Annotated in this window: 31 protein-coding genes; 23 read left to right on the top strand and 8 right to left on the bottom strand. The window is 42.2% G+C overall.

Annotation, left to right across the window (positions count from 1 at the left end):
• The first annotated feature begins 15 nt into the window (after nt 1–15).
• Nucleotides 16–183, top strand: a complete 168-nt coding sequence (locus GOP56_RS01135) for a condensation domain-containing protein (RefSeq protein ID WP_163244269.1) — start codon at nt 16–18, stop codon at nt 181–183.
• Between the two features lie 144 nt (nt 184–327).
• Here GOP56_RS01135 and GOP56_RS01140 read toward each other — a convergent pair whose 3' ends face one another.
• Nucleotides 328–1110: an alpha/beta fold hydrolase gene (locus GOP56_RS01140; protein WP_068792885.1), complete on the bottom strand. Its 783-nt coding sequence runs from the start codon at nt 1108–1110 to the stop codon at nt 328–330.
• Between the two features lie 140 nt (nt 1111–1250).
• Between GOP56_RS01140 and GOP56_RS01145 the strand changes: the two genes are divergently transcribed.
• The 3 genes from GOP56_RS01145 to deoC all read left to right on the top strand — a co-directional run bounded on the left by GOP56_RS01145 (nt 1251) and on the right by deoC (nt 4535).
• Nucleotides 1251–2189 carry a DNA-binding transcriptional repressor DeoR gene (locus GOP56_RS01145; RefSeq protein ID WP_101667929.1) on the top strand — a complete coding sequence of 313 codons (939 nt, stop codon included), beginning with the start codon at nt 1251–1253 and terminating at the stop codon, nt 2187–2189.
• Between the two features lie 330 nt (nt 2190–2519).
• On the top strand, nt 2520–3824 hold the full coding sequence (locus tag GOP56_RS01150) for a pyrimidine-nucleoside phosphorylase (RefSeq protein WP_003337923.1): 1305 nt from the start codon (nt 2520–2522) through the stop codon (nt 3822–3824).
• Between the two features lie 33 nt (nt 3825–3857).
• Nucleotides 3858–4535 (top strand): deoxyribose-phosphate aldolase, encoded by a 678-nt coding sequence (gene deoC / locus GOP56_RS01155; RefSeq protein WP_163244270.1) that lies wholly within the window; start codon nt 3858–3860, stop codon nt 4533–4535.
• A 129-nt stretch (nt 4536–4664) separates the two neighbouring features.
• Here the strand turns inward: deoC and GOP56_RS01160 are convergent, their stop codons facing one another.
• On the bottom strand, nt 4665–5714 hold the full coding sequence (locus tag GOP56_RS01160) for a hypothetical protein (RefSeq protein WP_163244271.1): 1050 nt from the start codon (nt 5712–5714) through the stop codon (nt 4665–4667).
• A 214-nt stretch (nt 5715–5928) separates the two neighbouring features.
• Here GOP56_RS01160 and GOP56_RS01165 point away from each other — a divergent pair, with 214 nt between their 5' ends.
• The 3 genes from GOP56_RS01165 (at nt 5929) to GOP56_RS01175 (ending at nt 8096) form a co-directional block, all read left to right on the top strand.
• Nucleotides 5929–6468, top strand: coding sequence for an NADPH-dependent FMN reductase (locus GOP56_RS01165; protein ID WP_022585078.1), 540 nt, complete (start codon nt 5929–5931; stop codon nt 6466–6468).
• A gap of 118 nt (nt 6469–6586) precedes the next feature.
• Entirely contained in the window at nt 6587–7039 is a 453-nt protein-coding gene (gene mntR / locus GOP56_RS01170; RefSeq protein ID WP_003337919.1) for a transcriptional regulator MntR, read from the top strand.
• 124 nt (nt 7040–7163) lie between these two features.
• Complete coding sequence (locus GOP56_RS01175; RefSeq protein ID WP_003337918.1) at nt 7164–8096, top strand: patatin-like phospholipase family protein; 933 nt, start codon at nt 7164–7166, stop codon at nt 8094–8096.
• Between the two features lie 6 nt (nt 8097–8102).
• Here GOP56_RS01175 and GOP56_RS01180 read toward each other — a convergent pair whose 3' ends face one another.
• A complete protein-coding gene (locus GOP56_RS01180; protein ID WP_003343949.1) occupies nt 8103–8441 on the bottom strand; it encodes a TMEM14 family protein in 339 nt (112 codons plus the stop codon).
• Nucleotides 8442–8468: 27 nt separating this feature from the next.
• Complete coding sequence (locus GOP56_RS01185) at nt 8469–9413, bottom strand: DUF1385 domain-containing protein (protein WP_003343947.1); 945 nt, start codon at nt 9411–9413, stop codon at nt 8469–8471.
• Between the two features lie 136 nt (nt 9414–9549).
• Here GOP56_RS01185 and GOP56_RS01190 point away from each other — a divergent pair, with 136 nt between their 5' ends.
• From GOP56_RS01190 to efp, 4 genes are all read left to right on the top strand, one after another.
• Nucleotides 9550–10074, top strand: coding sequence for a YqhR family membrane protein (locus GOP56_RS01190; RefSeq protein WP_163244272.1), 525 nt, complete (start codon nt 9550–9552; stop codon nt 10072–10074).
• Nucleotides 10075–10148: 74 nt separating this feature from the next.
• On the top strand, nt 10149–10598 hold the full coding sequence (gene aroQ / locus GOP56_RS01195; RefSeq protein ID WP_163244273.1) for a type II 3-dehydroquinate dehydratase: 450 nt from the start codon (nt 10149–10151) through the stop codon (nt 10596–10598).
• A gap of 27 nt (nt 10599–10625) precedes the next feature.
• Complete coding sequence (locus GOP56_RS01200) at nt 10626–11699, top strand: M24 family metallopeptidase (RefSeq protein ID WP_035318889.1); 1074 nt, start codon at nt 10626–10628, stop codon at nt 11697–11699.
• Between the two features lie 41 nt (nt 11700–11740).
• On the top strand, nt 11741–12298 hold the full coding sequence (gene efp, locus GOP56_RS01205) for an elongation factor P (protein ID WP_163244274.1): 558 nt from the start codon (nt 11741–11743) through the stop codon (nt 12296–12298).
• A gap of 134 nt (nt 12299–12432) precedes the next feature.
• On the opposite strand, the gene GOP56_RS01210 is transcribed toward efp, so the two are convergent.
• Entirely contained in the window at nt 12433–12639 is a 207-nt protein-coding gene (locus tag GOP56_RS01210; protein ID WP_163244275.1) for a DUF1349 domain-containing protein, read from the bottom strand.
• 109 nt (nt 12640–12748) lie between these two features.
• On the opposite strand from GOP56_RS01210, the gene GOP56_RS01215 reads away from it, so the two are divergent.
• Together GOP56_RS01215 and GOP56_RS01220 are read left to right on the top strand one after the other, a co-directional pair.
• On the top strand, nt 12749–13318 hold the full coding sequence (locus tag GOP56_RS01215; protein ID WP_163244276.1) for a sigma-70 family RNA polymerase sigma factor: 570 nt from the start codon (nt 12749–12751) through the stop codon (nt 13316–13318).
• A complete protein-coding gene (locus GOP56_RS01220) occupies nt 13309–15486 on the top strand; it encodes a YcdB/YcdC domain-containing protein (RefSeq protein ID WP_163244277.1) in 2178 nt (725 codons plus the stop codon). The genes GOP56_RS01215 and GOP56_RS01220 overlap by 10 nt, the downstream gene beginning before the upstream one ends.
• Before the next feature lie 145 nt (nt 15487–15631).
• Here GOP56_RS01220 and GOP56_RS01225 read toward each other — a convergent pair whose 3' ends face one another.
• The 3 genes from GOP56_RS01225 to GOP56_RS01235 are packed head-to-tail and all read right to left on the bottom strand — an operon-like array spanning nt 15632 to nt 17672.
• Complete coding sequence (locus tag GOP56_RS01225; RefSeq protein WP_003337908.1) at nt 15632–16102, bottom strand: DUF441 domain-containing protein; 471 nt, start codon at nt 16100–16102, stop codon at nt 15632–15634.
• A 38-nt stretch (nt 16103–16140) separates the two neighbouring features.
• Nucleotides 16141–16860 carry a 2-phosphosulfolactate phosphatase gene (locus GOP56_RS01230; protein WP_101667937.1) on the bottom strand — a complete coding sequence of 240 codons (720 nt, stop codon included), beginning with the start codon at nt 16858–16860 and terminating at the stop codon, nt 16141–16143.
• Entirely contained in the window at nt 16851–17672 is an 822-nt protein-coding gene (locus tag GOP56_RS01235) for a phosphosulfolactate synthase (protein ID WP_163244278.1), read from the bottom strand. The genes GOP56_RS01230 and GOP56_RS01235 overlap by 10 nt, the downstream gene beginning before the upstream one ends.
• 154 nt (nt 17673–17826) lie before the next feature.
• Here GOP56_RS01235 and GOP56_RS01240 point away from each other — a divergent pair, with 154 nt between their 5' ends.
• The 10 genes from GOP56_RS01240 (at nt 17827) to GOP56_RS01285 (ending at nt 24171) form a co-directional block, all read left to right on the top strand.
• A complete protein-coding gene (locus tag GOP56_RS01240) occupies nt 17827–18093 on the top strand; it encodes a YqhV family protein (RefSeq protein ID WP_003337904.1) in 267 nt (88 codons plus the stop codon).
• 54 nt (nt 18094–18147) lie between these two features.
• A complete protein-coding gene (locus GOP56_RS01245) occupies nt 18148–18639 on the top strand; it encodes a CD1247 N-terminal domain-containing protein (RefSeq protein ID WP_003337903.1) in 492 nt (163 codons plus the stop codon).
• A 137-nt stretch (nt 18640–18776) separates the two neighbouring features.
• The gene (gene spoIIIAA / locus GOP56_RS01250; protein ID WP_003343925.1) at nt 18777–19739 is read left to right on the top strand and encodes a stage III sporulation protein AA; all 963 of its coding nucleotides are present in this window, start codon (nt 18777–18779) and stop codon (nt 19737–19739) included.
• Nucleotides 19727–20245: a stage III sporulation protein SpoIIIAB gene (gene spoIIIAB, locus GOP56_RS01255; protein WP_003343923.1), complete on the top strand. Its 519-nt coding sequence runs from the start codon at nt 19727–19729 to the stop codon at nt 20243–20245. Before spoIIIAA ends, spoIIIAB begins: the two co-directional genes overlap by 13 nt.
• 16 nt (nt 20246–20261) lie before the next feature.
• Nucleotides 20262–20465 carry a stage III sporulation protein AC gene (spoIIIAC, locus tag GOP56_RS01260; RefSeq protein ID WP_003337900.1) on the top strand — a complete coding sequence of 68 codons (204 nt, stop codon included), beginning with the start codon at nt 20262–20264 and terminating at the stop codon, nt 20463–20465.
• A 14-nt stretch (nt 20466–20479) separates the two neighbouring features.
• Nucleotides 20480–20869: a stage III sporulation protein AD gene (gene spoIIIAD, locus GOP56_RS01265; protein WP_003337898.1), complete on the top strand. Its 390-nt coding sequence runs from the start codon at nt 20480–20482 to the stop codon at nt 20867–20869.
• Between the two features lie 19 nt (nt 20870–20888).
• Nucleotides 20889–22073 (top strand): stage III sporulation protein AE, encoded by a 1185-nt coding sequence (gene spoIIIAE, locus GOP56_RS01270; protein ID WP_003337897.1) that lies wholly within the window; start codon nt 20889–20891, stop codon nt 22071–22073.
• Nucleotides 22074–22083: 10 nt separating this feature from the next.
• Complete coding sequence (spoIIIAF, locus tag GOP56_RS01275; RefSeq protein ID WP_163244279.1) at nt 22084–22800, top strand: stage III sporulation protein AF; 717 nt, start codon at nt 22084–22086, stop codon at nt 22798–22800.
• A gap of 30 nt (nt 22801–22830) precedes the next feature.
• On the top strand, nt 22831–23469 hold the full coding sequence (spoIIIAG, locus tag GOP56_RS01280; protein ID WP_003337895.1) for a stage III sporulation protein AG: 639 nt from the start codon (nt 22831–22833) through the stop codon (nt 23467–23469).
• Between the two features lie 15 nt (nt 23470–23484).
• Entirely contained in the window at nt 23485–24171 is a 687-nt protein-coding gene (locus tag GOP56_RS01285; protein WP_003343917.1) for a SpoIIIAH-like family protein, read from the top strand.
• The last annotated feature ends 131 nt before the right edge of the window (nt 24172–24302 follow it).

Genomic DNA, 24302 nt, shown 5'->3' on the forward strand with positions numbered 1-24302 from the left:
AATACTGAGACAATCATGAGCATGTTTGTAAATACAGTAGCTATTTTTGCAAAGCTTGATTCATCAAAAACCTTTGCTGATTTCCTAAAAGAGTTACAGGAGTGCGTACAAGGGGCTTTTGAACATCAGGATTACCTGTTTGAGTGGCTATTGGAAATGGAAAATAAAGAGGAAAAAAGCTAACCGACCGTGGGATCTGTACAGCCTGCGGTCGGTTTTTTGAATAATCCCCTATGCTAACGGGTTGAATTCATGACGTGGATTTCTTTGTTTGCATCGATTCTGTACGCTGCTGAAGCATCCCTTCAGCATTGATGCTGGTAACTGCTATTGAGACTGAAGGCAAAAGCTGTTAATAAACTGATGAACCAATAAATTAACCTCGTGATAAGCTTTGGTAGGAAGCTGATGCTTATAACGGGGAATGGAACGAATTTTTGCCATCGGTAAGTGAGAAGCCATTTCTTTAGCAAAGCAGGTAAAATGCGGATCCTTTTCACCCGTTAATAAAAGAATGGGGAACTTAATCTCATGGAGGCGATCCAACACATCGTAGCAAGCAGCATAGTGATAATAGTCAGCAATCCCTATTGGGTTTCCTTTTATTGCATCTTTATAATTTCGTATAAACGTAAGGAAATTATTAGAATTACTATAGCCAATTACCGTTGATAATGTGTGTAGAGCCCCTCGTCGAGCTAACTTTTCAGCAATCGTAATTAATCGATGCAGATAGGGACTTCTACAGTGGGCCATTCCGCTTAATAATATTGCACCTCTGACGTGCTGAGGTTTTTTTAACATCATTTCTAATGCGATAGAGCCTCCAGTAGAATAGCCTAACAGGACGGCTTGTTCAATACAGAGATGCTCTAATAATAGATGTAAGTCAGATGCGATTCCTTCATAGGTAAAGGGATGGGCTGAAATACTGCTCCTGCCGTGTCCTCTCAAATCCACTGTAATCACCTTATAGCGGTCTTGCAGCTCTTTTTGCTGGTAATAAAAAATGCTGCCTGTAAGCAGAGGGGGGTGGATACACAAAATCGGAAGCCCTTCCCCTTTTATCTCATAGTGAATGGTTGCGCCATTTGCAATAAAGTAAGGCATATGATACCTCCGTTTTACATGTTTAATTACTAATCTGCGCAAGCCAATCTGGTTTCAAACATCAAGGTGGCTATTAAGGTTGCTAGAACATGGGTTTGCTTGTATAGTCTTGATAGATGACGTAAAGGTACGGGTGACATATGGAAGAAAATAAAATTAGTAAGATGGTCGAAGCAGCTAAAATGTATTATCAATTGGATTTGAGTCAACAAGAGATTGCTAAGCAATTAGGTGTATCAAGACCAACTGTATCGAGACTGCTACAGCAAGCCAAGGCTGAAGGCATTGTGCGCATTGAAATTATGGACCCAGAGGAAAGTCTTCAGCGCATTGAGCTGGAACTAGCGCAAAAATATCATTTAAAAGCTGTTATGGTTGTACCAGTAGCGACTAATGACGAGACACTCATTAAAGAAATGATTGGGAAACGAACCGCACAGTATCTTCATGAGGTTGTCACAGATCATGATATAATCGCAGTTACGTGGGGCACGACAATGTATCGAGTAGCCATGGAATTGCAGCCAAAAGCCATTCAGGGGGCACAGGTGGTACAATTAAAGGGGGGTGTGAGCCATTCGCAAACAAATACCTATGCCTCAGAGGTATTGCATTTGTTTGGACAAGCCTACCAAACTACGCCGCATTATTTGCCTCTACCCGCAATCGTCGACTCAGCGTTGGTAAAAGAAACAGTAGAGACAGATCGTTACATACAACGACAGCTAGAACTAGCACGAAAGGCTAACATTGCTATCTTTACAGTAGGTGGAGTGATGTCTGATGCCTTATTGTTTCGATTAGGCTATTTTAGTGAACATGATTTAGCCTTGTTAGCCGAGCGGGCAGTTGGCGATATCTGCTCCCGGTTCTACGATCAGGACGGTAACATTGTAAATGAAGAGCTAACGAACCGGACAGTTGGTATCCCGATAGAGGAGCTCAAGAGTAAGGAACGGTCTATTTTAGTCGCTGGAGGCTCAACCAAGCTAGAGGCAATTAGGGGAGCAATCCGTGGTGGTTATAATAATGTTTTGGTTACTGATCAATATACTGCCAAGGAATTATTAAAAAAATAAAAAGGGAATAAAACAACTCAAATGACCTTTAGATTGCAAGAAAAAGAGGCAAGCTTCCCTTTATGGAGCAGGCCTCTTTTTGCTTTTCGAAAATTCATGCTTGTAATCTTCACAAAATGTCTTAAAATAGGTGCTTACCCTTTTTAAAGACAGCAGACCGTTACTACCTTCTGAATAGGGCTCCATTTATATATGATACGAATTGGACAAATGTTCAAACGAGATTTGACATTTTTTCATGAGGCTGGTAAGGTGAAGATGGAGATACTGAAGTAGGTAATCTCACGGTAGTAGCTGTCAACATACATAATGAAACAGCAGGTGATCAATATGAGAATGGTCGATTTAATTGAAAAGAAACGCGATGGGAAAGAACTGACCAAAGAAGAGATTATCTTTATCGTTGAGGGTTTTACGGATGGATCTATTCCGGATTATCAAATGTCTGCTTTAGCTATGGCGATTTACTTTCAGGGGATGACTCCAGAAGAAACAGCCTATCTGACAATGGCCATGGTTGAATCAGGTGATCAGATTGATTTGTCCGCTATAGAAGGTGTAAAGGTAGACAAACACAGCACAGGTGGTGTTGGTGACACTACAACGCTAGTACTTGCTCCGCTAGTTGCGGCAGTAGGTGTTCCTGTAGCAAAAATGTCTGGTCGTGGTCTAGGACACACAGGCGGTACAATAGACAAGCTAGAAGCAGTAACAGGCTTCCATGTCGAGATTGATAATGATGAATTTAACCGTTTAGTGAACACAAATAAAGTAGCCGTAGTTGGACAAAGCGGTAATCTTACCCCCGCTGATAAAAAGCTATATGGCTTACGTGATGTCACAGGATCAGTAAGCTCCATTCCATTAATTGCAAGCTCGATTATGAGTAAAAAGATTGCTTCTGGTGCGGATGCCATTGTTTTGGATGTAAAAACAGGCGCCGGAGCCTTCATGAAAACGTTAGATGATGCGAAAGAACTAGCTAGTACCATGGTTAAAATCGGTAACCAAGTAGGGCGAAAAACGATGGCGGTTATTTCTGACATGAGTCAGCCTCTTGGTTTTGCAATCGGAAATGCTTTAGAAGTGAAGGAAGCAATTGACACGTTAAAAGGTGAAGGGCCAGAAGATCTGCGTGAACTTTGCTTAGTATTAGGCTCTCAAATGGTTTATTTAGCAGGTGAAGCGGCAAGTCTAGAAGAAGCACGGACCAAGCTCGAAGAAGTGATTGCAAATGGCAAAGCACTCGAAACCTTTAAAACCTTCCTGGCTGCACAAGGCGGAGATGCTAGCGTTGTCGATCAACCGGAGCGTTTGCCAACAGCTCAATTTACAATAGAGGTTCCAGCCAAGGAAGATGGTTATGTAGCCGAGATTATTGCCGATGATATTGGTACAGCGGCAATGATTTTAGGAGCAGGACGTGCTACGAAAGAATCTGAAATCGACCTAGCTGTTGGTCTGATCCTGCATAAAAAAGTGGGGGATCAGGTGAAGCAAGGGGAGTCGCTTGTAACGATCCACAGTAATACACAGGACGTCGATCAGGTGATTGAACGTATCTATCAATCATATGGATTCTCCAAAGGCCCAGTGGAAGCATTGCCGTTGGTTTATTGTGAAATTAAAGAATAGATAACTGGTAACGGTTGCGAAAGAGGGATGTACATGTCCAAAGAAAGCGTAGCAAAATATATTGATCACACAGCACTAAAGCCGGATACAACTAGAGACATGATTGTAGGGCTTTGTGAAGAAGCAAAAGAATATCGATTTGCTTCCGTTTGTGTGAATCCTACTTGGGTAAGCTTGTGCGCGGAGCTTTTGAAGGAAGCTCCAGAGGTCAAGGTGTGCACGGTTATCGGGTTTCCTTTAGGCGCGAACACTCCTGACCTGAAAGCCTATGAAACAACGAACGCGATTGAAAACGGTGCTACTGAAGTAGATATGGTTATAAACGTTGGTGCATTAAAAGACAAAAATGACCAGCTAGTTGAACAGGATATCCGTGCAGTAGTAGAAGCAGCAAAAGGCAAAGCACTGGTCAAGGTTATTATTGAAACGTGCTTGCTCACTGAAGAAGAAAAAGTACGTGCGTGTAAATTATCCGTGAAAGCTGGAGCGGATTTTGTCAAGACATCAACAGGCTTTTCAACAGGCGGAGCCACTGCGGAAGATATAGCTTTAATGCGAAAAACAGTAGGTCCCGAGTTAGGGGTAAAAGCCTCTGGCGGTATTCGCAGCTATGCAGATGTTGAAAAAATGCTTCAAGCTGGCGCGTGCCGGATCGGTGCAAGTGCGGGTGTGTCCATTGTAAAGGGCGAGGTATCGAACTCGCAATACTAGGGCCAAGCATATAGGGATTAATGAAAAAAGCGCTTCTCTTTCAGAAGTTATTTCTGCAAGGAGAAGCGCTTTTTGTCATGCAAAAACAGTCGCTGCCTTATTGTGCTGTTGTGTAGTCGGAACAAAGTATCAAGTATCGTTGGTATCCTGTGGAGGCTTACGCTTGCCGCTAAACTGCACGATGAGAATGCTTAATAAAGCGAGGCCAACATAAGTGATCGTGCTGTAAAGCAAGGGGTAAAGAAAGGAGAAGAAGATGCCAAAGAAGGAGATTACCCCTACAAAGCTTACTAAGGTAAGAACAAGCGGTAGCTCACTCACCTGCGTCTCCTGAAGTAACGGGTCAGTTAGACTGCGTAGGAGGATGCTTGCCAGTATAATGACATGTCCGAGACTTATAGGCAGATAAGCATACACACTATACGGCAATTGAGCCATCAAAATTTCCACAATGGGCTTGAGGTGGGTATGAACATCATGCCAATGCGATAAGATTTGCAAATGAATGAACAATCCAATAACACCAAACAATAAGCTGCTTAATACGATGCCAAGTCGCAATGAAGAAAGTGACTCTGTTTCGCGCACCAAAGGGAGAAGCACAGCCATGCTAAAAAATAGATGCAGGCCAGTAAATAATAAACCATTCCAAAGCCATTTTAGGTTTAGCTGATAAGATAAACTGGGTAATGGAATATGAGTTTGATTGCTATATAAAAACAATACAATGATGACAGCTCCCACTATGCACCCTGCGGCTATTTTAGCTAAGGAAGCGTTGGGGAGCCTAGCGCCCAAAAAGACGAGCACAAGGAAAACAAGTAAACCAAGCAGTGGTGATAGGGAGGTTGTCTGCTCCAAAAAAATTGCTTGATCCGCTAACATGATCCCACTGTATAAGATGATGATGAGAGCTGTAAAGAAACCAAGTACATGAGTGAGCTGTGGCCCGATAAGGTGGGCTAAAAACTGAGACAGGGAGAATAGCTGATTTCGATAGGCTAGGTGAAGAGATTCATACAGAATCCAAGTCATCGCTATAATAGCCAAGATTAAACCAATGGAACCCCAGGTGCCGTAGTAGGTAAAAAACCGCAACCATTCATAACCGCTGAGAAATCCCGCCCCAAGCATCGAGGATGTAAGTAAGGACGTGACACGAAAGGTTTTTTTTATCATTGACCATCTTCCTTCTTGTTGGAAAAATGTTGAAGAAGACAAGGAGTTATATCCTGATATCAGTCTATGAGGGGAGCCTGTTCATTCAGAACAACAGCTTGATTTTTATACTTATTAAATAAATTTGTTTACTCAAATAATGAGATTCGTTATCATAGAAATAAACGAAAAGCAATAAATGGAATGCTTTTTTAGAGGGAAGGATGTTTTCTTAATGAAGATTGTTGGAATAGCAGGCTCGATGAATGTTGAATCCAGCACAAAAAAGGTAATGCAAATTGTTTTAGATTCAGCAAAGATGGAAGGGGCAGAAGTTGAATTAATTCATTTAGCTGAGTGGCCACTGCCTCTATATGATGCTAGAAGCGATGCTAGTACGTATCCAGAGATTGTTCATCAATTTGTGAAGAAAGTAGCGGAAGCCGATGCACTTGTGGTTGGTTCTCCAGAATATCACGGAACCATTACAGGTGCTTTGAAAAACTCGTTTGATTTTTTGGAAGGGCGATTTTTACAGGGAAAACCAGTCGCAATTATTGGCGTAGCAGGCGGAAGTATGGGAGCAACGAATACGGTTAATACACTACAGCTTATATTCCGTAATTTGCATGCTTATCCGTTACCAGGTTCTCCGAGCGTTTCTAATTCCTATAAAGCGTTTACAGAGGACAACACCTTGCAGGACGAACGTCTTCAGGAACGCTTTGTGAACTTGGGGAAGGAACTGGTTTGGATGACCAAAAAATTAAAATAGGACAATTATTTTAGCAAATGCCGGAAAATCTTTCAACTTTCCCTTGAAACAAAAGCAAAGAAAGCGGTATGATAGAGTCATATGTCTTTGGCGATACTGGCTGAAACGAGGGATGAGAGTGCCAACTCCAAGTATGGAAGATTATCTGGAAAGAATTTATAGTTTAATTGATACCAAGGGATATGCTCGTGTGTCCGATATTGCAGAAGCGTTAGAGGTGCATCCGTCCTCTGTTACAAAAATGGTACAGAAACTAGATAAAGACAATTACTTAGTCTATGAAAAATATCGCGGGCTAGTCTTAACGGCTAAAGGAAAAAAAGTAGGTAAACGTTTAGTGCGGCGACATGCATTACTGGAAGATTTCTTGACGCTAATCGGTGTCGATCAGGATTTAATTTATAAGGACGTTGAGGGAATTGAACACCACTTGAGCTGGGAATCCATTGCTAGCATAGAGTATTTGGTTCAATTTTTAAAAGAGGATCCTTCACGTGTTGCTGAACTCATGCGTATTCGAGAGGAAGACGAACAAAAAGAGGACACGGATACTAAACCAGATTCCATGTAGCACAGAAGGCAAGCCAGATAAGCTTGCTTTTTTGTGTTTTTTATCCCTAATTTTCAGGAGTAGGATAACTATCCTGCCGCATAAACTATTTGTGGATTCATCCTTGTATGAATGGAGGGAGCACATGCGAGTAGATGCGGTTTTTGAAGGGGGAGGCATGAAGGGGATAGCTTTGATTGGAGCGATTACGGCGATGGAACAGCATGGATACCAGTGGGAGAGCGTTGCTGGCACGTCAGCAGGTTCCATCGTTGCCGCTCTGTTGGCTGCCGGATATCGTCATCAAGAGCTTCGGGAGATATTCGAAACGTTAAATTTTTTGCAATTTTTAAAAAGGAAAGGCTTATCGAAAGTTCCTTATCTTGGCTCATGCTATAACCTGATCGTCCAAAAGGGCTTGTATCCCAGTGATGAAATTGAACGTTTTGTCAGTCAATTATTGCTCAAAAAAGGAATTCGTACCTTTGGTGATTTGCCGAAAGAAAAATTACGCATCATCGCTTCTGACATCAGTGCTGGCACCATGCTAACCCTACCAGATGACCTACCTGATTTTGAAATTAACCCAGAAACCTTCCCGATCGCAAAAGCAGTTCGAATGAGCTGTGCAATCCCCTATTTCTTCCAACCTTATTTTTTGTATAAAAACAAGACCCCTCATATCATTGTAGATGGTGGTCTATTGAGTAATTTTCCCGTTTGGCTGTTTGATTCTAAGGAAAGGCCCTTATGGCCGACCTTTGGCTTTCGTTTAAATGATAGGTCGGTTCCTGTTCGTCCTCAAACAGTGAAAAGCTTATACGGTTTATCCAAGGCTTTGCTAATGACCATGATGGACGCCCATGATCGGTTTCATGTAAAAAAAGCAGAAGCTATTCGCACGGTTTTCATTCCTACCAAGGGCTATAGCGCCATTGATTTCCATTTAAGCGCCGCTCAACGACAAGAGTTATTTGATTCAGGGAAAAAGGCAGCGGAGGACTTCTTAAACAAGTGGGATTTTAATAAGTACGTTACTGCTTATCGGAGTGAAAAAAATAACAGCTTTCTGGTTTGAAAGCTGTTACTGATACATCTTCGGCTTATTTTGTTTCGTTTTATCACGTTTGTCTTTTTTACTGCCTTTACTGCCTTCAATAACCTGAAAGGGATTGGGGCGACGATTAGCTGTTACAGATCGCTTTAATCCTGGTTTCATTGGTCTGACCTTAGGAGTTTTTTTGGTGAACCGCGGCATGAACTTGCCTGTTTTCAAAAAATTACGCGCAAGATACAACAGAAGAGCAGAAAAGGCAATTAACGCGATCATTGTACCGGGGTTCTGTAAAAATTGGGTTGTAAATCCTACAACCGCCAACAGCATGATTACCCCAAAAACCGGATAAAGAAAGCCTCTTTTCACTAGCTTCACCTCTTTAAGATAGGTTACTTAACCGGTGGTAGCAAGGTTTTGATTCTTCATAAATTCTTGATCCCGTTCCCTCATTTTTTCAAAAGAGGCAATAGCTACTTCCACTTGCGTATCATCAGGTTCTCTTGTCGTGATGCGCTGCAACCAGAGCCCAGGATAACCCAAGAAACGAAGAACTGGAATATCTCGCAATAGATTGGTTCCTTGTAAAACCTCATACGAAACGCCAATTACCACTGGTAACAAGATAATCCGTTGAACAACACGATCCCACATTGTATGGTAATCAACTAAGGAGTATACAAACACCCCGACAATAATGGAAAAAATGAGAAAGCTACTGCCACAACGGTAGTGTAGGGTGGAAAAACTTTGCACGTTCTTTACTGTTAATTCTACCCCAGCCTCATACGCATTAATCACTTTATGTTCAGCGCCGTGATATTGAAATAAGCGTTTGATCAATGGTGTCTGGGCAATCAAGCTAATATAGCCGATGAGCAGGAAGAATTTAATTCCGCCTTCAATTAAATTTTGCCACACACCAGCCGGAACCCATTTTCCAAATAGAAAGCCTGCAAGTATAGCTGGTACAACCGTAAATAAAATTTTACCAACTAGAAAAGAAAGTACACCTACCACGGCGACGCCTAATATTAGTGTCATCTTAGATGGACCAGAGCTTTTATCTGCCTCATCATCTGATTCCATGCTGTATTGTTCAGAAGCGAAGTTCAGATGCTTAGCTCCGCTGGCACTTGCCTCAATCAATCCAACGATACCGCGAAGAAAAGGAATTTTTTTCAGGTTATTCACCCATGCGATCGTCTTTTTAGGCTCTTCAAAGAATTCAATCTCCTGATTCTTTCGGCGGATGGCGGTTACGGTCACTTTTCTACCGCCAAACATAACGCCTTCTATTACGGCTTGCCCGCCATATGCTGGCACATTTTGTTGCTTCAAATTTAATCACCATCCTTAATTTCTATTGTAACCGAAAGTTATATCCTTCTGCCACCTAATGTTCCAAGGTACTTTTCGCAATGAAATATTTCATGTTTTTCCTAGATATAGCCATACTAGTACCGAGGTGATTAACGTGAGTGCAACTATCTCGAAACAACAACGGCTAAAAACAGAGGAATCTGAAGAGCAGCAACCTAAAAATCGATCCTCGTCTGATAAAAAATTAAAGGCAAAACCGATCCAGGCGAAGACCATTTTAGAATTTTCGATATGCGGAACGTTGATCTGGAGTATTCTTCGTATCCTGATGCACTTCTTTCAATTTACTCCTTACGGGCTCTATGTCTTTGCACGTCCATTCATTGGCAAAGCTAGAGAGAATTCCTACGCAGGTCTAGCTTTAGGAGTGGTAATGTTATTTCTAATTATTTTTGTCGGATGCTTGGTGTATAGCTTTGTTCTTGGAAACATATACAATTGGTGGCTTGGGGCATTGTATGGAATTGCGTTTTTTTATTTATTTGGGTATTTTTTTCATATGCATCGCTGGGGATGGGGTGTCTGGAGTACAGAATTTTTCTGGTTTATGTCAATAGGGATGTTTATTGGGATGAGTATTGTAGCGGCAAGATTTGATATCGAGGAAGCAAAAACGTAAGAGACCAATAATGTAGCAATGAAAAGAATATGATAAGATAGACAGAGATTAAGGGGGAAGGGAGATGACCAACTATGATCTCTGTCTTGGTATTAAATGGACCCAATTTACATGCATTAGGGAAACGTGAGCCTACTATTTACGGCCAGGATACGTTAGAAGATATTGTAGCGCATTTGCAAGAGGTAGCAAATGAACTGCATGTCTCAATGGGACATCTTCAATCCAATCATGAAGGTGTATTAATCGATGCTATTCATGATGCACGAGATGTATACGATGGGATTATTATGAACCCTGGGGCGTTTACTCACTATAGCTATGCGATTCGTGACGCAGTAGCCAGTGTGTCGTTGCCTTTGATTGAGGTTCACATCTCCAATGTTCACAAGCGTGAAGAGTTCCGTCATACGTCTGTCATTGCTCCTGTAGCGTTGGGACAGATTGTCGGGCTGGGTAACGATGGGTACGAATGGGCATTACGGGCCATGGTTCGCCATTTGCAACACAACAGAAGTACATAGAAGTCAACCAGAATGGGAGAGATCATGATGTCACATCGTTTGGAAAAACTAAGAGCTGTATTGAAGGAACAAAATGTAGATGCACTCATTATTGAGAGCGAAGTAAATCGTCAGTATATTAGTAATTTTAGTGGTTCCACAGGATGGGCAATCGTATCTTTGGACCAAGCTAAATTTGTAACAGATTTTCGCTATATCGAACAAGCCACGAACGAATGTACAGGTTTTGAAGTCATTAATAATAAACGTCAAGCATTACCGACGATAAAACAAGTGCTCCAAGATATGAAGGTAGCAAAGGTTGGATTTGAGGCGGAACATACAAGCTATGCGACCTTTGAAGCTTGGAAGCAGACGTTAGACCATGTGGAGTTAGTGGCTACGAAGGGTCTTGTGGAGAAATTGCGTTTATACAAAGACGAAGCGGAAATAGCTATTATGAGACAGGCAGCCCAATTATCTGATGCTGCTTTTGCCCATGTGATCAAAATGATTAAACCGGGAATTCGTGAAATAGACGTAGCCAGTGAGCTGGAATACTATATGCGTAAGCACGGGGCAAAAGGCTCCGGCTTTGATATCATTGTAGCTTCAGGAAAACGCGGGGCCTTACCGCATGGTCGTGCTAGTGAAAAAGTGATAGAAGCCGGAGATATGGTAACGATTGATTTTGGGGCACATTATAAGGGTTATCACTCTGACATGACACGTACCTTTGCTGTTGGCGAACCTGATCCGAAAATGAAGGAAATCTACGAGATTGTGTTACGGGCAGAGCTGGAAGGTGTGAATCGGGTAAAGGTTGGGATGACCGGTAAAGAAGTAGATGCATTGACGCGTGATATCATTAAAGAAGCAGGATATGGGGATTACTACGGTCATGCTGCTGGTCATGGCTTAGGAATGGACGTCCATGAGGCGCCTGCGGTCTCGATGCTTTCAGACACGGTACTTGAGCCGGGTATGGTGATAACAATTGAGCCGGGCATTTATGTCGAGGGCCTTGGTGGAGTACGTATTGAAGATGATGTGGTATTAACTGAAAATGGAATCGAGATTCTGAACAAAACTCCAAAAGAGTTGCTGATTTTGCCGGTATAAATTATACTATGTAAGGTTGAGTTATATTTAGGAGGAAAAGCATGATTTCTGTAAACGATTTTCGCACTGGTTTAACTATTGAAGTTGACGGTAATATTTATTCAGTACTTGAATTCCAACACGTAAAACCAGGAAAAGGTGCGGCATTCGTTCGTTCCAAACTGCGTAACCTGCGCAATGGCAACGTAACGGAAATGACCTTCCGTGGTGGAGAAAAAGTAAACCCTGCTCGTATTGAATCAAGCACAATGCAATACTTGTATGCTAGCGGTGATGATTATACGTTCATGAATACAGAAACGTATGAGCAAATCACTTTTACCCAACAACAAATTGAGCATGAGTTGAAATTCCTTAAAGAAAACATGAATGTTCAAATCATGCAATATAATGGTGAGACGATCGGTATCCAGCTTCCAAACACAGTTGAATTGGAAGTTGCAGAAACAGAACCAGGTATTAAAGGTGATACAGCTACAGGTGCTTCTAAAAAAGCAACGTTGGAAACTGGCTTTATCGTAAACGTACCATTGTTCGTTAACCAAGGTGACAAGTTGATCATTGATACTCGTACTCAAGCGTACGTGTCTCGTGCATAAGTAAAATAACTACACAGAATAGCAAAGAGAAACTGCCGATTTTCGGTAGTTTTTTTGCTATCTGATATTAGCATCATTAAGGAATACATGAAAACAAGCCTCTAGTTTGAAGGAATCTAGGGCTTGTTTTTTTATTATTTCTCTGCTCGAATGTCACGTAATGTAATTCGTTCAAGCTGGAGAAAAGCAAAATCACTGGTTAAGCCTTCACCTGTGGGAGATTGAGAAACGATCCCTACTTTTACGGTAGCGCTAACTGGTAAACGGAAATATCTAACTGTTTGAAATTTTCCTCCATTCAAGGAATAATGCAAGGCGAAGGTATCCCCTTTTCTAGCCATTTGTCTCTCACGTTTACATCATCAATAAAATTTTTACAATTAACTGTCATGTTTTTGACTTAGCGGGATCAAATAGACATACAAAACGAAAAGGGGGAGGCATTTCATTGTGTATGAGGATATAAAGCAGGCGGATCAGGATCTTGCTATGACGAGAGAGGCATATCTGGAATTCCTGATGGCAGAGTACGGAGAGAGAATTATTCAATTGGTGTATCTCATCGTAAAAGACCGTAATATGTCGGAGGATATCACACAGGAGGTATTTCTAAAGGCCTTTCGTGGGCTACATTCATTTCGAGGAGAAAGTAATGTAAAAACGTGGCTGTATCGAATTGCTATTAACGAAGCAAAAAAATACTTGCGTTCATGGTCCTTTCGGCGAATTTTCTCTACCTTCAAAAAAGAAGATGTTCTTCATAATCAATATGAAAAAACCGGACAACGAGTAGAGGAGACGGTAATTGGCAAACTGACAAAGGCAGAAATGGCAGAGAAGGTTATGTCATTGTCTCCTCAGTACCGGCAGATTATTTTACTGCATTACTATGAGGATTTTACAGTAAAGGAAATCGCGCAGGTGCTTGAAATATCCGCAGAGGCCGTTCGCACGAAGCTACATCGGGCACGAAAGAGCTTTAAGTCATTATTAGAAAGGGAGGGAGTAGAATGGATGTAGAAAAAGAGTTTCGTGAATCTGTCCAGACTGTAAGCCGGAATGCAGCTAAGGATGTGCGTTTTACCGCTGATTTAGAAAAAAGGATTAAAGACAAGGCCAGCATGGGTGTGCGCAAACGTCATCGCAGACTTTATACAGTGGCCACAGCAGTAGCCTGCCTTGCTTTGGCGATAACGGTATGGAAATTGACACCTGCAGGATTACAGGAGATGTTGAAACAGTCGGCAACTGCTTTGACAGAGAAAAAGACGAACGCCATCGTTGAGAAAGCTCTACAGTCCCTTCAAAAAGCAATCCCTGATTTAAGTAGCTATCAGGTTAACATCAGGGAAACAACGGATAACAGAATTAATGTTCAGCTACGAGCAAAGGACGGTAAGCTTGCGAAGGTGGCTATCAACAAGGAAACTGGGAGTGTAGAAGTGTTTAAGTGGTTTAAGGGAGATTCCTCTGAGCAAATTCCATCCAAAAAGATCGCTAAAGAAAAAGCGGATTTATTTTTGAAATCTCTGCTCGGTGATCATAGTGAAGAATATCAGCAGATTGCGATAAGTGAGATAAAGCCACCACAAAGTGGATACCTACAGTTGGATGTGAAAGGAATGAATGTCTCCTATCAACAGATGAAAAACGGAGAACCTGTTCCTTTCGCTAAGCTATCAGTATGGGTGGATGGTTCCGGGAGAATTGCTTCCTACGGGGAGCTTAACAAAGCAGAGCAAGCGATGCTTATCAAGCTGAAGGAAGCCATTCCTGAGTTAAATACCGAAGCAGCTTTGACAAACAAAGAGATAGAGTCCTCTGGATACCATTTTTCATTAGCGAATGCTGATAAAGAAGGAAATACGGTAATGATCAGAACGGAGGGAAAAGGCGAATTATTGAAAAACTACAGACTGGAAAGCCCAAGAAATGAGAATGTTGAATGGGCACAAAAGTCGTTGATGAATGAAAAAGCGAATCTATTTTTACAGCATATGCTTGGAGACGATTTTACCAATTATCAAGAGGAAGGAACAGTTGACAGAGCTAGCTACATGCGCTTTTACAACGGATTGCCTGTGCTAGAGGATAATCTTACCGTTGTAGTAGATAAAGCAGGACGTATCACTTATTACTCCAGAGCAACAGGCTTGTACGACCTAGCTAGTTTACCTGATCGCTCAAAAGCAATTTCTCAGAAAAAAGCGGAAGAAGCATTAACGCATAATATGAAACTACGCTACATCGAGCGTTCAGTAGTCAAGCGTGATCCAGAAACACATCAGGTAATCGAAGAACGCCCGTTGCTTGACTATACTCCAACCGTTACACATGTACAAATGGGTGAAATTCGCACACTTAACTGGTATATAGATGCAGGTACTGGAAAAGTAGAGCGTGGAATGGGTAATAATGGAATTGAATATGATCGTCGTATGACACATGAGCCAATCAGACTCAAAGCCGTAAAACCAACGATGATCAAAACCAAGGAAGAAGCGGTTCGTCTATTGACGGATCAATTTGGAGTGAAGGTAACTGGCCTTCCAGTGAGTGAGAGGGAAGGGAAATCTAGGTTTGGGGCAAAACAGCATGTATTCCAATGGCAAACAAACAATGAGAAGCGCCTTGAGGTGGTTACGAATGCCAAAACAGGTCAGGTGGAGGAAATATATATCCCCAGAGCTGATGGTAAGATCACCGTTTCTCAACAAGACGCCTTAAAGGAAGCGATCGCTACTCTGGAAAAATACGTAGATCCAGGGGTTATCGAAGTACAAATTAGTCAAATTCTAGAGCCGCAAGAGGCTAACCCTGTAAATTCAGGTAACTGGCATTTTTCATTCTTTAAGAGTCAGGATGGTGTACCGGTTATCGAACAATATCCTGATTTGGCTTATCAGGTTTCTGTTGACCCGTCTACGGGAAAGGTTAATGGATTCCAAAATCTAACACAATGGAAGGACAAAATTGTTCTGCCCGATAAGAGTCAAGTAGTTCCAGTAAAGGAGGCTGTACAGGAATACCTCAAAGTCATGCCGCTTCAATTAGCATATACCCTAAAGGGAGTCGATGGAGAGAAATTGTCAGAGCCGAAATTAATCTACGTTTCAATAGGCACAAAAGAGAATGCTGATAAACATATTTATTTAAACGCCATTACAGGAAAAGTAGAAGTGCGATAAGCTCATAGAAACATGTAGCTGATCACATACAAAAATACACCCGATCCTATGGCATTGGAAAGCTTAGAAGAGACAAACAGAGCTCCTAAGAACCAACGTCAGATAAGCGGGTGTATTTTTACTTTTTTCTTGTCATAACTAACCCTCACATTGCTTTGCCTATCCAGTCCAATAGTTTCATGAAAAAAGCTGTTATACCAGCAGCCATTAAAGGACCGACAGGCACTCCTCTAAAGAATACAATCCCAATAATAGAACCAATAACTAAACCTACAATTAACTGAGGGTCAGCACGTAGCATATCCAGTCCTTTTCCGTTTAGATGGGTAGCTAATATACCCCCTATCAATGCCATAATCCCAACAACGGTGGTAAACAGTGGAGTTACATCCTTAAGCGATACCTTTTCACTGGCAAACGGCACGAGAACGGATACGGTTAAAAAGAGAAGGCCCAATTCCAGACCACGTCTCTCCACAGTCGGAAATAGGCGTTCTAACGAAGTTAATTTTAAGACCAACAATAAGCTAGCTGCGGTAGCAATGATAGGAGAACGACCAATCAGGCCAATAATGATGAGTACTACCAACATAATTTCACCGCTTGTGACATGCATGCTTCATCGAACCCCTGTCCTGTGTCTTCCTCTCAAACTTATGAGCCAAGCAGGGGGAGTATGCATTTTTCCTTACATACTGGAACGATTTTATAAAGATTGAGCTGACTAGCCATTTCGATATCTTCCTGATAATGATGCTGCTGTAGACGTTTTCCCGTTTTACTATTCATCATCACTTGTAAGAGGGAAGGAGCAAATGTCTGATAGGCTCCTCGCATTGCTTCCGCTAAATCACATACCTCGATGGAGGGGAGAAAACGCTTCGCCTCCTCCACTAAGTAGCCAGCACACAGACCATCCTCTAGAGCGAATTCCATTCGGGTCCCAGAGCAATATAAGGTGATATCGCGTTTTAATTGAAGGGCTTGAGCTATACAAGCTGATGCATTTAGAAAAGAAGCGATATACAAATTCTCAGCCTTCTCGGCTTTTTGCATGGCACGGGTACCATTTGTAGTGGTTAACACTAGATGAGGTGTCTGTTCCCAATTTACCTTTTTCATAGCAATCGGAGAATTATTTTCATCAAACGAGGTGATTTTTTTGCAATGGCGTTCCCCAGCTAGAATAGATTCAGATGTCCGTAGAGCCAGTGCTTGCCTAATTGTCTCAGTAGCACTAATGGACCGACAACCGTGAGCCAGAGCGCTGACAATCGTGCTAGTTGAGCGGAGTACATCAATGACGATGACGGTTCGATGGATGATCTGTTCTACTCGTATTTCTTCAACGGTGGGGACCAGCTCTATTCGCATACCAATCTTCTCCTGTCTTCTAATACCTGATAGGCGGTATCACCACGCAACCCACGACGCAGAGTTTCAAGAGATAAGAGATCTACAGGAGCAATGTTTCCTAGATTAGCGTCAAGTCCGATTGTCTTTAACAAGCCGACCTGTTGGGGTTTCTGCGGAGCTTCCCAGATTAGCCTAGTTGCTAGCGTAGAGGCTTGTTGTATGACTTGACGTACGAATTCTGAATCAATTTCGCCTTGTTTGTTATAAATTCCCACATTACCGCTTTCACGTGCTTCTACAATGACATAGTCGGCACCAGCATTCACGTCTCCCACGAGTGTTGACAGGAGCATTTCCTGATCAGCACGGAAGGTACTCGCCTTTTGACCATATTCTGAAAATACGCGAAAGCCCATTTCTCTAGCCATCGAAATCGCGTCATGCCTTTCCTGAGTGGAAATAGGCATACTTCCATCTGAAATTTCTACTGCGTTAAATCCAGCATCGCGAATTCGTTCCAGATATGTCTTAATCCCATCCTGTGTATAGGCTATTTCAAAAAAGGTTCCGCCCGGCATAATCGCAATATCTAGAGAGAGAGCTAATGTTAGCTTTTCTTCTAGCACAGAAAAAGGATAGAGAACAGAGGTTCCGAAGCCTAGTTTATAAATATCAATGTAGGAGGAAGCAGTGTGTAGCAAATCTTTCATGGCGTGCAAGCCTAATCCTTTGTCTATTACCATGGTAATTCCGGTATGACGTGGCTTACATTCTCGGGTACAGGATGGATCTACCCATTGAGTCGGCCAGAACGCAGTCTCTTTTTCCATTCGTAAGCTCTCTCCAATCCATAGGCATTTGTTTTACCATATGCAGTCTGTGTCTACATGGTCGAAGGGGTATAAGCCTATCTATTTTTGATTGCGAAAAGGACATAACAGCGGACAAGTTGCATAGAGTGGGTAAGAGAAGGGAGAGACGTGCATGTGGGAAAAGGCAATTATTGGGATGGCGTCCCTACGATTGTTGTCCGGCAGTATGGAAATTATTGTAGCTTTGCTCATCCTTAAGGTAAACCAAGTTGAAAAAGCATTGATCTATAATTCCAGCTTAGCGTTGATTGGTCCCTTAATCTTACTCACAACAACAACGATTGGAATGGTAGGTATATCTGACAAATTATCACTTACGAAAATACTATGGATTTTTATTGGGGTAACTTGCATTTTGATTGGCGTAAAAAGTAAATAGTGCTTGAGGGTTCTGGGGAATACTACCCACTAGCATACGTGAGGAGGTATTCTTATGGAACATGTGGAACAGCATTTGGCTTATTTACAAGGATTACTGGAGGGACTGGACCCAGAACTAGCAGGGTTGGAAGAAAAAGCCTTGTATAGACTTGTACAGCTTTGTGATGATTTGGTAGCGGAAATGAGAACGATCCATGTACGTGTAGAAGAATGTGAACAATATGTTGAGGCTGTAGACGAAGATTTAACCGATCTGGAGTACCTGTTATACGATGATGATGAATTTTATGAAACGGTATACGAAGACTATCAAGAAGCGATGAATTACAGAGAGCGATTCTCCGATTTGGATGACTCGGACGAAGCGTATTATTACGAAGCGCTACACGATACAGATAGAAAAGGGACCGTTTCACATGTCCACGAATTAGAATGTCCTCAATGCAGAGAGGTTTTAATGGTGAAAGAAGAGGTTGATCCTGAGGGCTATCATTCCTATGAAATAACCAATCGCTCACATCGGGATGTTTATAACCCTTCCTAGTTCACTTCTACATGCATAAGAGTAGGTCACTCTAGTAAGGGAAAAAGTTGTACTAGTTTTCCTTGGCTTGATAGTCATAAATGTTGTCCCTTCCTGCATAGGATGAGATAAGTCTGAGTGGACAAAGGGGAGACTTTATGAAACATATCTTGTCTTTGTTGCCGACAGAGATTCGTGCCGTGATAGCCGCTCTGCCTGTAAACGTGCAAGAACATGTAGAAGAGATTCGACTACGACAAAATTTACCGATCGAGATTCGTTACGGACATCAGGCTAGTTATGTAACGCCTTCAGGCCAGCTAACAGCCAATTTTCGCCAAGGGTGGATGTTTCGTGAGGATTCTAGCGTGAAATTGCTTAATCAGATTAGTCAGCACTCGCTTTATGCACTGGAGGAAGAATTAAAACGTGGCTACATTACGGTTGTCGGAGGACATCGTATCGGTATCGCCGGCAGGGTGGTGTTAGAGCATGGAGATGTTAAAGGAATTCGAGATATTACCAGTTTTAATATAAGGATTGCCCGCGAGAAAAAGGGAGTTGCCAGGGACATTCTAGCCTATTTATTTGATCAGGGGCAATTCCAATCAACATTGGTGATCTCGCCTCCTCAATGTGGCAAAACAACATTACTTCGTGATTTGGCAAGAAGCATTAGTTACGGGAATGAGTGGTCTTCTAGCAAAAAAGTAGGGATTGTGGACGAACGCTCCGAAATAGCTGGATGCTACAATGGTATTCCTCAACGAGACGTAGGGCCGCGCACCGATGTGTTGGACGCTTGTCCGAAAGCGATTGGAATGATGATGATGATTCGTTCCATGTCACCTGACCTGGTTGTGGTGGACGAAATCGGAAGACAGGAGGACAGCGAAGCGATATGGGAGGCTTTGCATGCAGGGGTAGGAGTGTTATGCAGCGCTCACGGAATTTCGCTTGAAGATATCGCGAAGCGGCCTACGATTTCTCGTTTAATCAAGGAAAGAGTCTTTAAACGGTACGTGATTCTTAGTCGCAAGCACGGAGCTGGCACAATGGATGGACTATACGATGAACACTTGCGATCGATTCAAAAGGAGAAGGTCATATGCTTAAGATAGGGGCAGCCATCGTAGTGCTAGTGTCAGCCTCTCTCATTGGTATCCAGCTCGGAAAGCGTTATAGCGACCGAGTAAAAGAATTAAGAGCTTTGCTTCACTCCTTGCAAATGCTAGAGACGGAGATCGTGTATGGAGCTACGCCCCTCTCGCTAGCCTTTGAAAAAATTTCTGATCGAGTGACCCACAGCATTGGGAATCTGTACAAGCGGGCTAGTGAGCTATTGCAAACAAATGCAGGCGAATCCACTCAAATGGTCTGGCAAACCGCATTAGAGCAGACGTGGAGCTTAACTGCACTGCGAAAAGAGGAGAAGGAAATTTTAAAGAACCTAGGCTATGTGATGGGAAATTCTGATCGAGAGGACCAGAAGAAACATCTGCAACTAACAGTCTTTCATTTACGAGGTTTAGAAGAAGAGGCCAAGGAAGAACAGCTCAAGTATGAAAAAATGTACAAAAATTTAGGATTTTTAGGCGGACTTCTCATTGTCATATTAATGATGTAAGAGCGAGGTGTGGGGCGTGGGCTTTGATTTGACTCCAGTGTTTCAAATTGCCGGCGTTGGGTTTATCGTTGCGATAATTCAGACGGTGCTAAAAGCCTCAGGAAAGGAAGACATTGCTCAATGGGCGACGTTGGTCGGATTTATCATTGTGTTGTTTATGGTAGCGCATTATCTAGGTGATTTATTTACCGAGGTCAAACGAGTCTTCCTTTTTAATTAGGGGGTGAGGAGCCGTTGGACATCGTACAAATTGTCGGTCTGGGCTTAGTAGCAACGCTTCTCGCCCTTGTTATCAAAGAACAAAAACCCTTATTCGCCTTTTTATTGGCTATCGTAAGCGGTGTCATCATTTTTACCTTTTTAATTGGAAAGATATCTGATGTTATTCGTGTTTTAGAAAAGTTAGCTGTCCATGCAGACCTCAATCTTGTGTTTCTTAGCACGATTCTAAAGATTATTGGGATTGCTTACATTGCCGAATTTGGAGCGCAGGTGACAAGAGATGCTGGACAAGGGGCAATCGCCTCCAAAATTGAATTGGCTGGCAAAGTGCTAATTCTTGTCATGGCTGTTCCCATTATTCAAATCATTATTGAAACAGTCGTCAATTTACTGCCTGCTTAAAGGGAGGTGAGGATGAACGATGGCGCACAGATGTACCCTCTTGCTCCTGTTTCTTCTGCTATTCTTTGCAAATGGTGCCATCGCAGCATCATCAAATCCCGAGAATTTTTCGCCAGTAGAAAAAATGGTCAAGCAGCAGACGGAGCATTTAAATCTACAACAAATTGAGACCTTTTGGAAAAAGACATTGGACCAGTATGAGGGGTACCTGCCAGATCTGAAACAAAAAGGCTTCATGCAATTGCTGATGGAGGATGGCGGTTTGTCACCATCAGGGATGCTTAAAGGTATTTTAAAATTCTTCTTTCATGAAATTCTGATGAATGGGAAGCTACTCAGCTCGATCATCATCATTACGGTATTCGCGATGCTACTAGAATCCATGCAAAATGCTTTTGAAAAAAATACAGTATCCGTCGTAGCTTACGCTATTGCTTATCTGGTTCTGATGGTGCTTGCGATGAATAGCTTTCATGTGGCGATTACCTATGCCAAGGATGCCATTCAAGGGATGTCAGACTTTATGCTTGCCATGATACCGCTTGTACTTGCCTTGCTTGCTTCCATGGGTAACATGGCCTCAGCAGCTATGTTCCATCCTATTATTGTCTTCATGATCAATATAAGCGGGTTTCTCATTTCCACGATCATTTTTCCGCTTTTATTTCTCTCAGCCATGCTGTCTATTGTGAGTCTATTTTCAGAGAGATATAAAGTAACGCAGCTCGCGATCTTGCTTCGAAATGTAGCCATGGGAGTGATGGGTTCCTTTTTAACAATCTTTCTTGCCATCTTGAGCATTCAGGGAGCTACCACAGCAATGGCAGATGGGGTCACGATTCGAACAGCAAAGTATATCACAGGTAATTTTGTACCTGTGGTTGGGCGAATGTTCACGGATGCAGCAGATACCGTCGTAAGTGCTTCTGTTCTTGTTAAAAATGCAGTGGGACTGGCTGGTGTGATCATTCTGCTCCTCTTATGTGCTTTTCCAGCTATGAAAATTCTGATATTGGCCCTTATCTATAATTTTTCCTCAGCGATACTGCAACCGTTGGGAAATAGCCCGATTATCAAAGCACTAGGTACTATCGGTAAAAGTCTGCTGTATGTTTTTGCAGCCCTAGCAACAGTTGGATTGATGTTCTTTTTAGCCATCACCATCATTATTGCAGCTGGAAACATATCCTTGATGGTTCGGTAGGTGAAATGAAATGGAATGGTTGAATCTCTGGTTGCGAAAGGTTGTTCTGCTAGTGTTGTTAGCCGCCTTTCTGGATCTTATTCTGCCCAATACGAAGATACAGCAATACGTGAAAATGGTGATGGGGCTTATTATTTTGCTAACAATCATGTCGCCAGTCTTCTCTATATTTCAAATTACGCCAGATGAAATAGCCACAAAAATTGGCATGTACCAAAACGAGCAGAACAAGAAAAAGCAAGAGGAACAGTCACAGTGGGAGCAATTAACCCAGAAATTAATTCAAGCCAAAGATGATCAAATGAACCAATATGTCTCCTCACAATTAAGTAATCTGCTTACTGAAAAGGTAAAGCTGACTTTTGGAGTGACGCTCTCAGATGTAGCGATTCGGTTTGCATCGCATGGCACCAGAGAACAAGCAATAAAAGAAATCACGGCAACGATTGGGCCCGATCAACCTCCTACAAATAAAGCCCGGCAAGAACGGAAGGAAGGGATAAATCCACCTATTGAAAAAATTACGCCGATCCAATCTGTTGAAATAAATCTAAATAATCAACAAGAGAGAAGTGAGAGAAAGGATGAAGCCGTTGTAGCTTCTGCTTCGGTGGCAAAACAAGACCCGCTTCATGCAGAGATTGCGGCGTATCTTGCCAAGGAATGCGGTGTGGAAATAAAGCAGGTCCAAATAATTGCTCCCAAACGGGAAGCGGAAAAGCGCTGATTGGGCGGTATCTGAAAGGGGGGACCCATTATGCTGAATTCATTAAAGAAACTGATTCAATCCAAGGACGAGCCAAAAAAGATGAAGCCGCTTCATTATTTTATTATCCTGCTTTGCTTAGGCGCGGCATTCATGATCTTTACAGATTTTTTGTCGTTCACCCCAGATATAGCACGAGAACAAGAAGGTACCTATAGTTCTGTACAGCCTCCTGATGATCCGGTTAAAAGTGCTCCCGCTTTCTCTTCTCATGCAACAGGTGGCGATTTAATTCGGGAATACGAGAATCGTTTTGAAACCCAGCTCAAGGATATTTTAGAAAAGGTAACAGGAGTAGGCTCTGTAGAAGTGATGGTGAATCTCGATTCGACTCCAGAAGTGGTGGTAGAGAAAAATCGGGAACAACGACAAGCCACTACAAACGAAACCGATAAAGAAAAAGCGACTCGCGCTCAAAGTGACCAATCCCGCAACGAACAGGTAGTGATCATGAATGGTTCCAAACAAGAACAGCCTGTCGTAGTGAAAACCTTAAAACCTAAAGTGAGAGGAGTGCTGGTTGTAGCAAAAGGAGCCGAAAACATTCAGGTGAAAGCGTGGATTACAGAAGCCGTGCAGAAAACATTAGAAGTACCTGCTTATAAAATTTCTATTTTGCCCAAAAAATAGTAGGAGGGATTTCAAATGATTTTACGTAAACAAACAGTCTGGTTGTTAACAATGCTTGCGGTAATGGTCGTGTTGTCCGGATATTATATGGTTAAAGGTCCAAATGATCAGGTGCCGGCAACCACTGATCATAAAGAAGCACAAAAGGAAGATCAATCGATCACAGGGATTGAAGTAGATACCAAGCAATTAGACCAGCCAATGCAAGATGCAAAACCTGTTGAAAGCAAAGGAGAAGTAGATAAAGCTACAGCACAGTCTTCTGGCAAAGATGTTGAGAAGCCGAATCAAAAAGCCGCCAATAAAACTCCAGCCACAGCACCCGATACGACGACATTGCCTGCACCAGAATCAGCCGATGTTTTCCAAGGATATAAGCTGAAACGAGAAGCGATGACCCAATTGCAAAAGGATGAGCAAACAGCTATTATGACCAACTCCAATTCAACTCCTCAAGCGATAGCAGAAGCAAATGCACGTTTAGAGGAATTATCCACGCTTGAGCAACAAACACTAGCGTTAGAAGAGCTAATCAAAACAAAGGGCTATAAAGATTGCGTAGTAAATACCCAAAAGGACAGTGTCAGCATTATTGTGCAGAAGGATAAGGTCGATTCGAAGGAAGCAATTAAATTGATTGCTCTTGCCAAACAACATTTAAATGTTCCAGGCAAAAATATTACAGTTAGTTTTCAACCCTAAGGGGGAAAAAAGGATTTCTTTCTCGAAATTAGTTATGAATGAGAAAGAAATCCTTTCTTGACGTTCGCGTGACAAAAAGTTACCATAAATTTTATGACCAGCTCATAACATGCAATCATAATCGTCATTCT

Origin of the sequence: Brevibacillus sp. 7WMA2 (assembly GCF_010748895.1) — a bacterium.
Classification (GTDB): Bacteria; Bacillota; Bacilli; order Brevibacillales; family Brevibacillaceae; genus Brevibacillus_B; species Brevibacillus_B halotolerans.

What these genes read in the sequence shown, in the direction of transcription:
- spoIIIAA (WP_003343925.1), top strand. Translation starts at nt 18,777, where the DNA reads ATGAAACATATCTTGTCTTTGTTGCCGACAGAGATTCGTGCCGTGATA.
- spoIIIAF (WP_163244279.1), top strand. Translation starts at nt 22,084, where the DNA reads ATGGAATGGTTGAATCTCTGGTTGCGAAAGGTTGTTCTGCTAGTGTTG.
- spoIIIAE (WP_003337897.1), top strand. Translation starts at nt 20,889, where the DNA reads ATGGCGCACAGATGTACCCTCTTGCTCCTGTTTCTTCTGCTATTCTTT.
- GOP56_RS01210 (WP_163244275.1), bottom strand. Translation starts at nt 12,639, where the DNA reads ATGGCTAGAAAAGGGGATACCTTCGCCTTGCATTATTCCTTGAATGGA.
- GOP56_RS01135 (WP_163244269.1), top strand. Translation starts at nt 16, where the DNA reads ATGAGCATGTTTGTAAATACAGTAGCTATTTTTGCAAAGCTTGATTCA.
- GOP56_RS01175 (WP_003337918.1), top strand. Translation starts at nt 7,164, where the DNA reads ATGCGAGTAGATGCGGTTTTTGAAGGGGGAGGCATGAAGGGGATAGCT.
- GOP56_RS01165 (WP_022585078.1), top strand. Translation starts at nt 5,929, where the DNA reads ATGAAGATTGTTGGAATAGCAGGCTCGATGAATGTTGAATCCAGCACA.
- GOP56_RS01225 (WP_003337908.1), bottom strand. Translation starts at nt 16,102, where the DNA reads ATGCATGTCACAAGCGGTGAAATTATGTTGGTAGTACTCATCATTATT.
- GOP56_RS01220 (WP_163244277.1), top strand. Translation starts at nt 13,309, where the DNA reads ATGGATGTAGAAAAAGAGTTTCGTGAATCTGTCCAGACTGTAAGCCGG.
- GOP56_RS01150 (WP_003337923.1), top strand. Translation starts at nt 2,520, where the DNA reads ATGAGAATGGTCGATTTAATTGAAAAGAAACGCGATGGGAAAGAACTG.
- aroQ (WP_163244273.1), top strand. Translation starts at nt 10,149, where the DNA reads ATGATCTCTGTCTTGGTATTAAATGGACCCAATTTACATGCATTAGGG.
- spoIIIAG (WP_003337895.1), top strand. Translation starts at nt 22,831, where the DNA reads ATGCTGAATTCATTAAAGAAACTGATTCAATCCAAGGACGAGCCAAAA.
- GOP56_RS01285 (WP_003343917.1), top strand. Translation starts at nt 23,485, where the DNA reads ATGATTTTACGTAAACAAACAGTCTGGTTGTTAACAATGCTTGCGGTA.
- GOP56_RS01235 (WP_163244278.1), bottom strand. Translation starts at nt 17,672, where the DNA reads ATGGAAAAAGAGACTGCGTTCTGGCCGACTCAATGGGTAGATCCATCC.
- GOP56_RS01240 (WP_003337904.1), top strand. Translation starts at nt 17,827, where the DNA reads ATGTGGGAAAAGGCAATTATTGGGATGGCGTCCCTACGATTGTTGTCC.
- GOP56_RS01160 (WP_163244271.1), bottom strand. Translation starts at nt 5,714, where the DNA reads ATGATAAAAAAAACCTTTCGTGTCACGTCCTTACTTACATCCTCGATG.
- spoIIIAB (WP_003343923.1), top strand. Translation starts at nt 19,727, where the DNA reads ATGCTTAAGATAGGGGCAGCCATCGTAGTGCTAGTGTCAGCCTCTCTC.
- GOP56_RS01230 (WP_101667937.1), bottom strand. Translation starts at nt 16,860, where the DNA reads ATGCGAATAGAGCTGGTCCCCACCGTTGAAGAAATACGAGTAGAACAG.
- efp (WP_163244274.1), top strand. Translation starts at nt 11,741, where the DNA reads ATGATTTCTGTAAACGATTTTCGCACTGGTTTAACTATTGAAGTTGAC.
- GOP56_RS01145 (WP_101667929.1), top strand. Translation starts at nt 1,251, where the DNA reads ATGGAAGAAAATAAAATTAGTAAGATGGTCGAAGCAGCTAAAATGTAT.
- GOP56_RS01200 (WP_035318889.1), top strand. Translation starts at nt 10,626, where the DNA reads ATGTCACATCGTTTGGAAAAACTAAGAGCTGTATTGAAGGAACAAAAT.
- GOP56_RS01245 (WP_003337903.1), top strand. Translation starts at nt 18,148, where the DNA reads ATGGAACATGTGGAACAGCATTTGGCTTATTTACAAGGATTACTGGAG.
- GOP56_RS01140 (WP_068792885.1), bottom strand. Translation starts at nt 1,110, where the DNA reads ATGCCTTACTTTATTGCAAATGGCGCAACCATTCACTATGAGATAAAA.
- deoC (WP_163244270.1), top strand. Translation starts at nt 3,858, where the DNA reads ATGTCCAAAGAAAGCGTAGCAAAATATATTGATCACACAGCACTAAAG.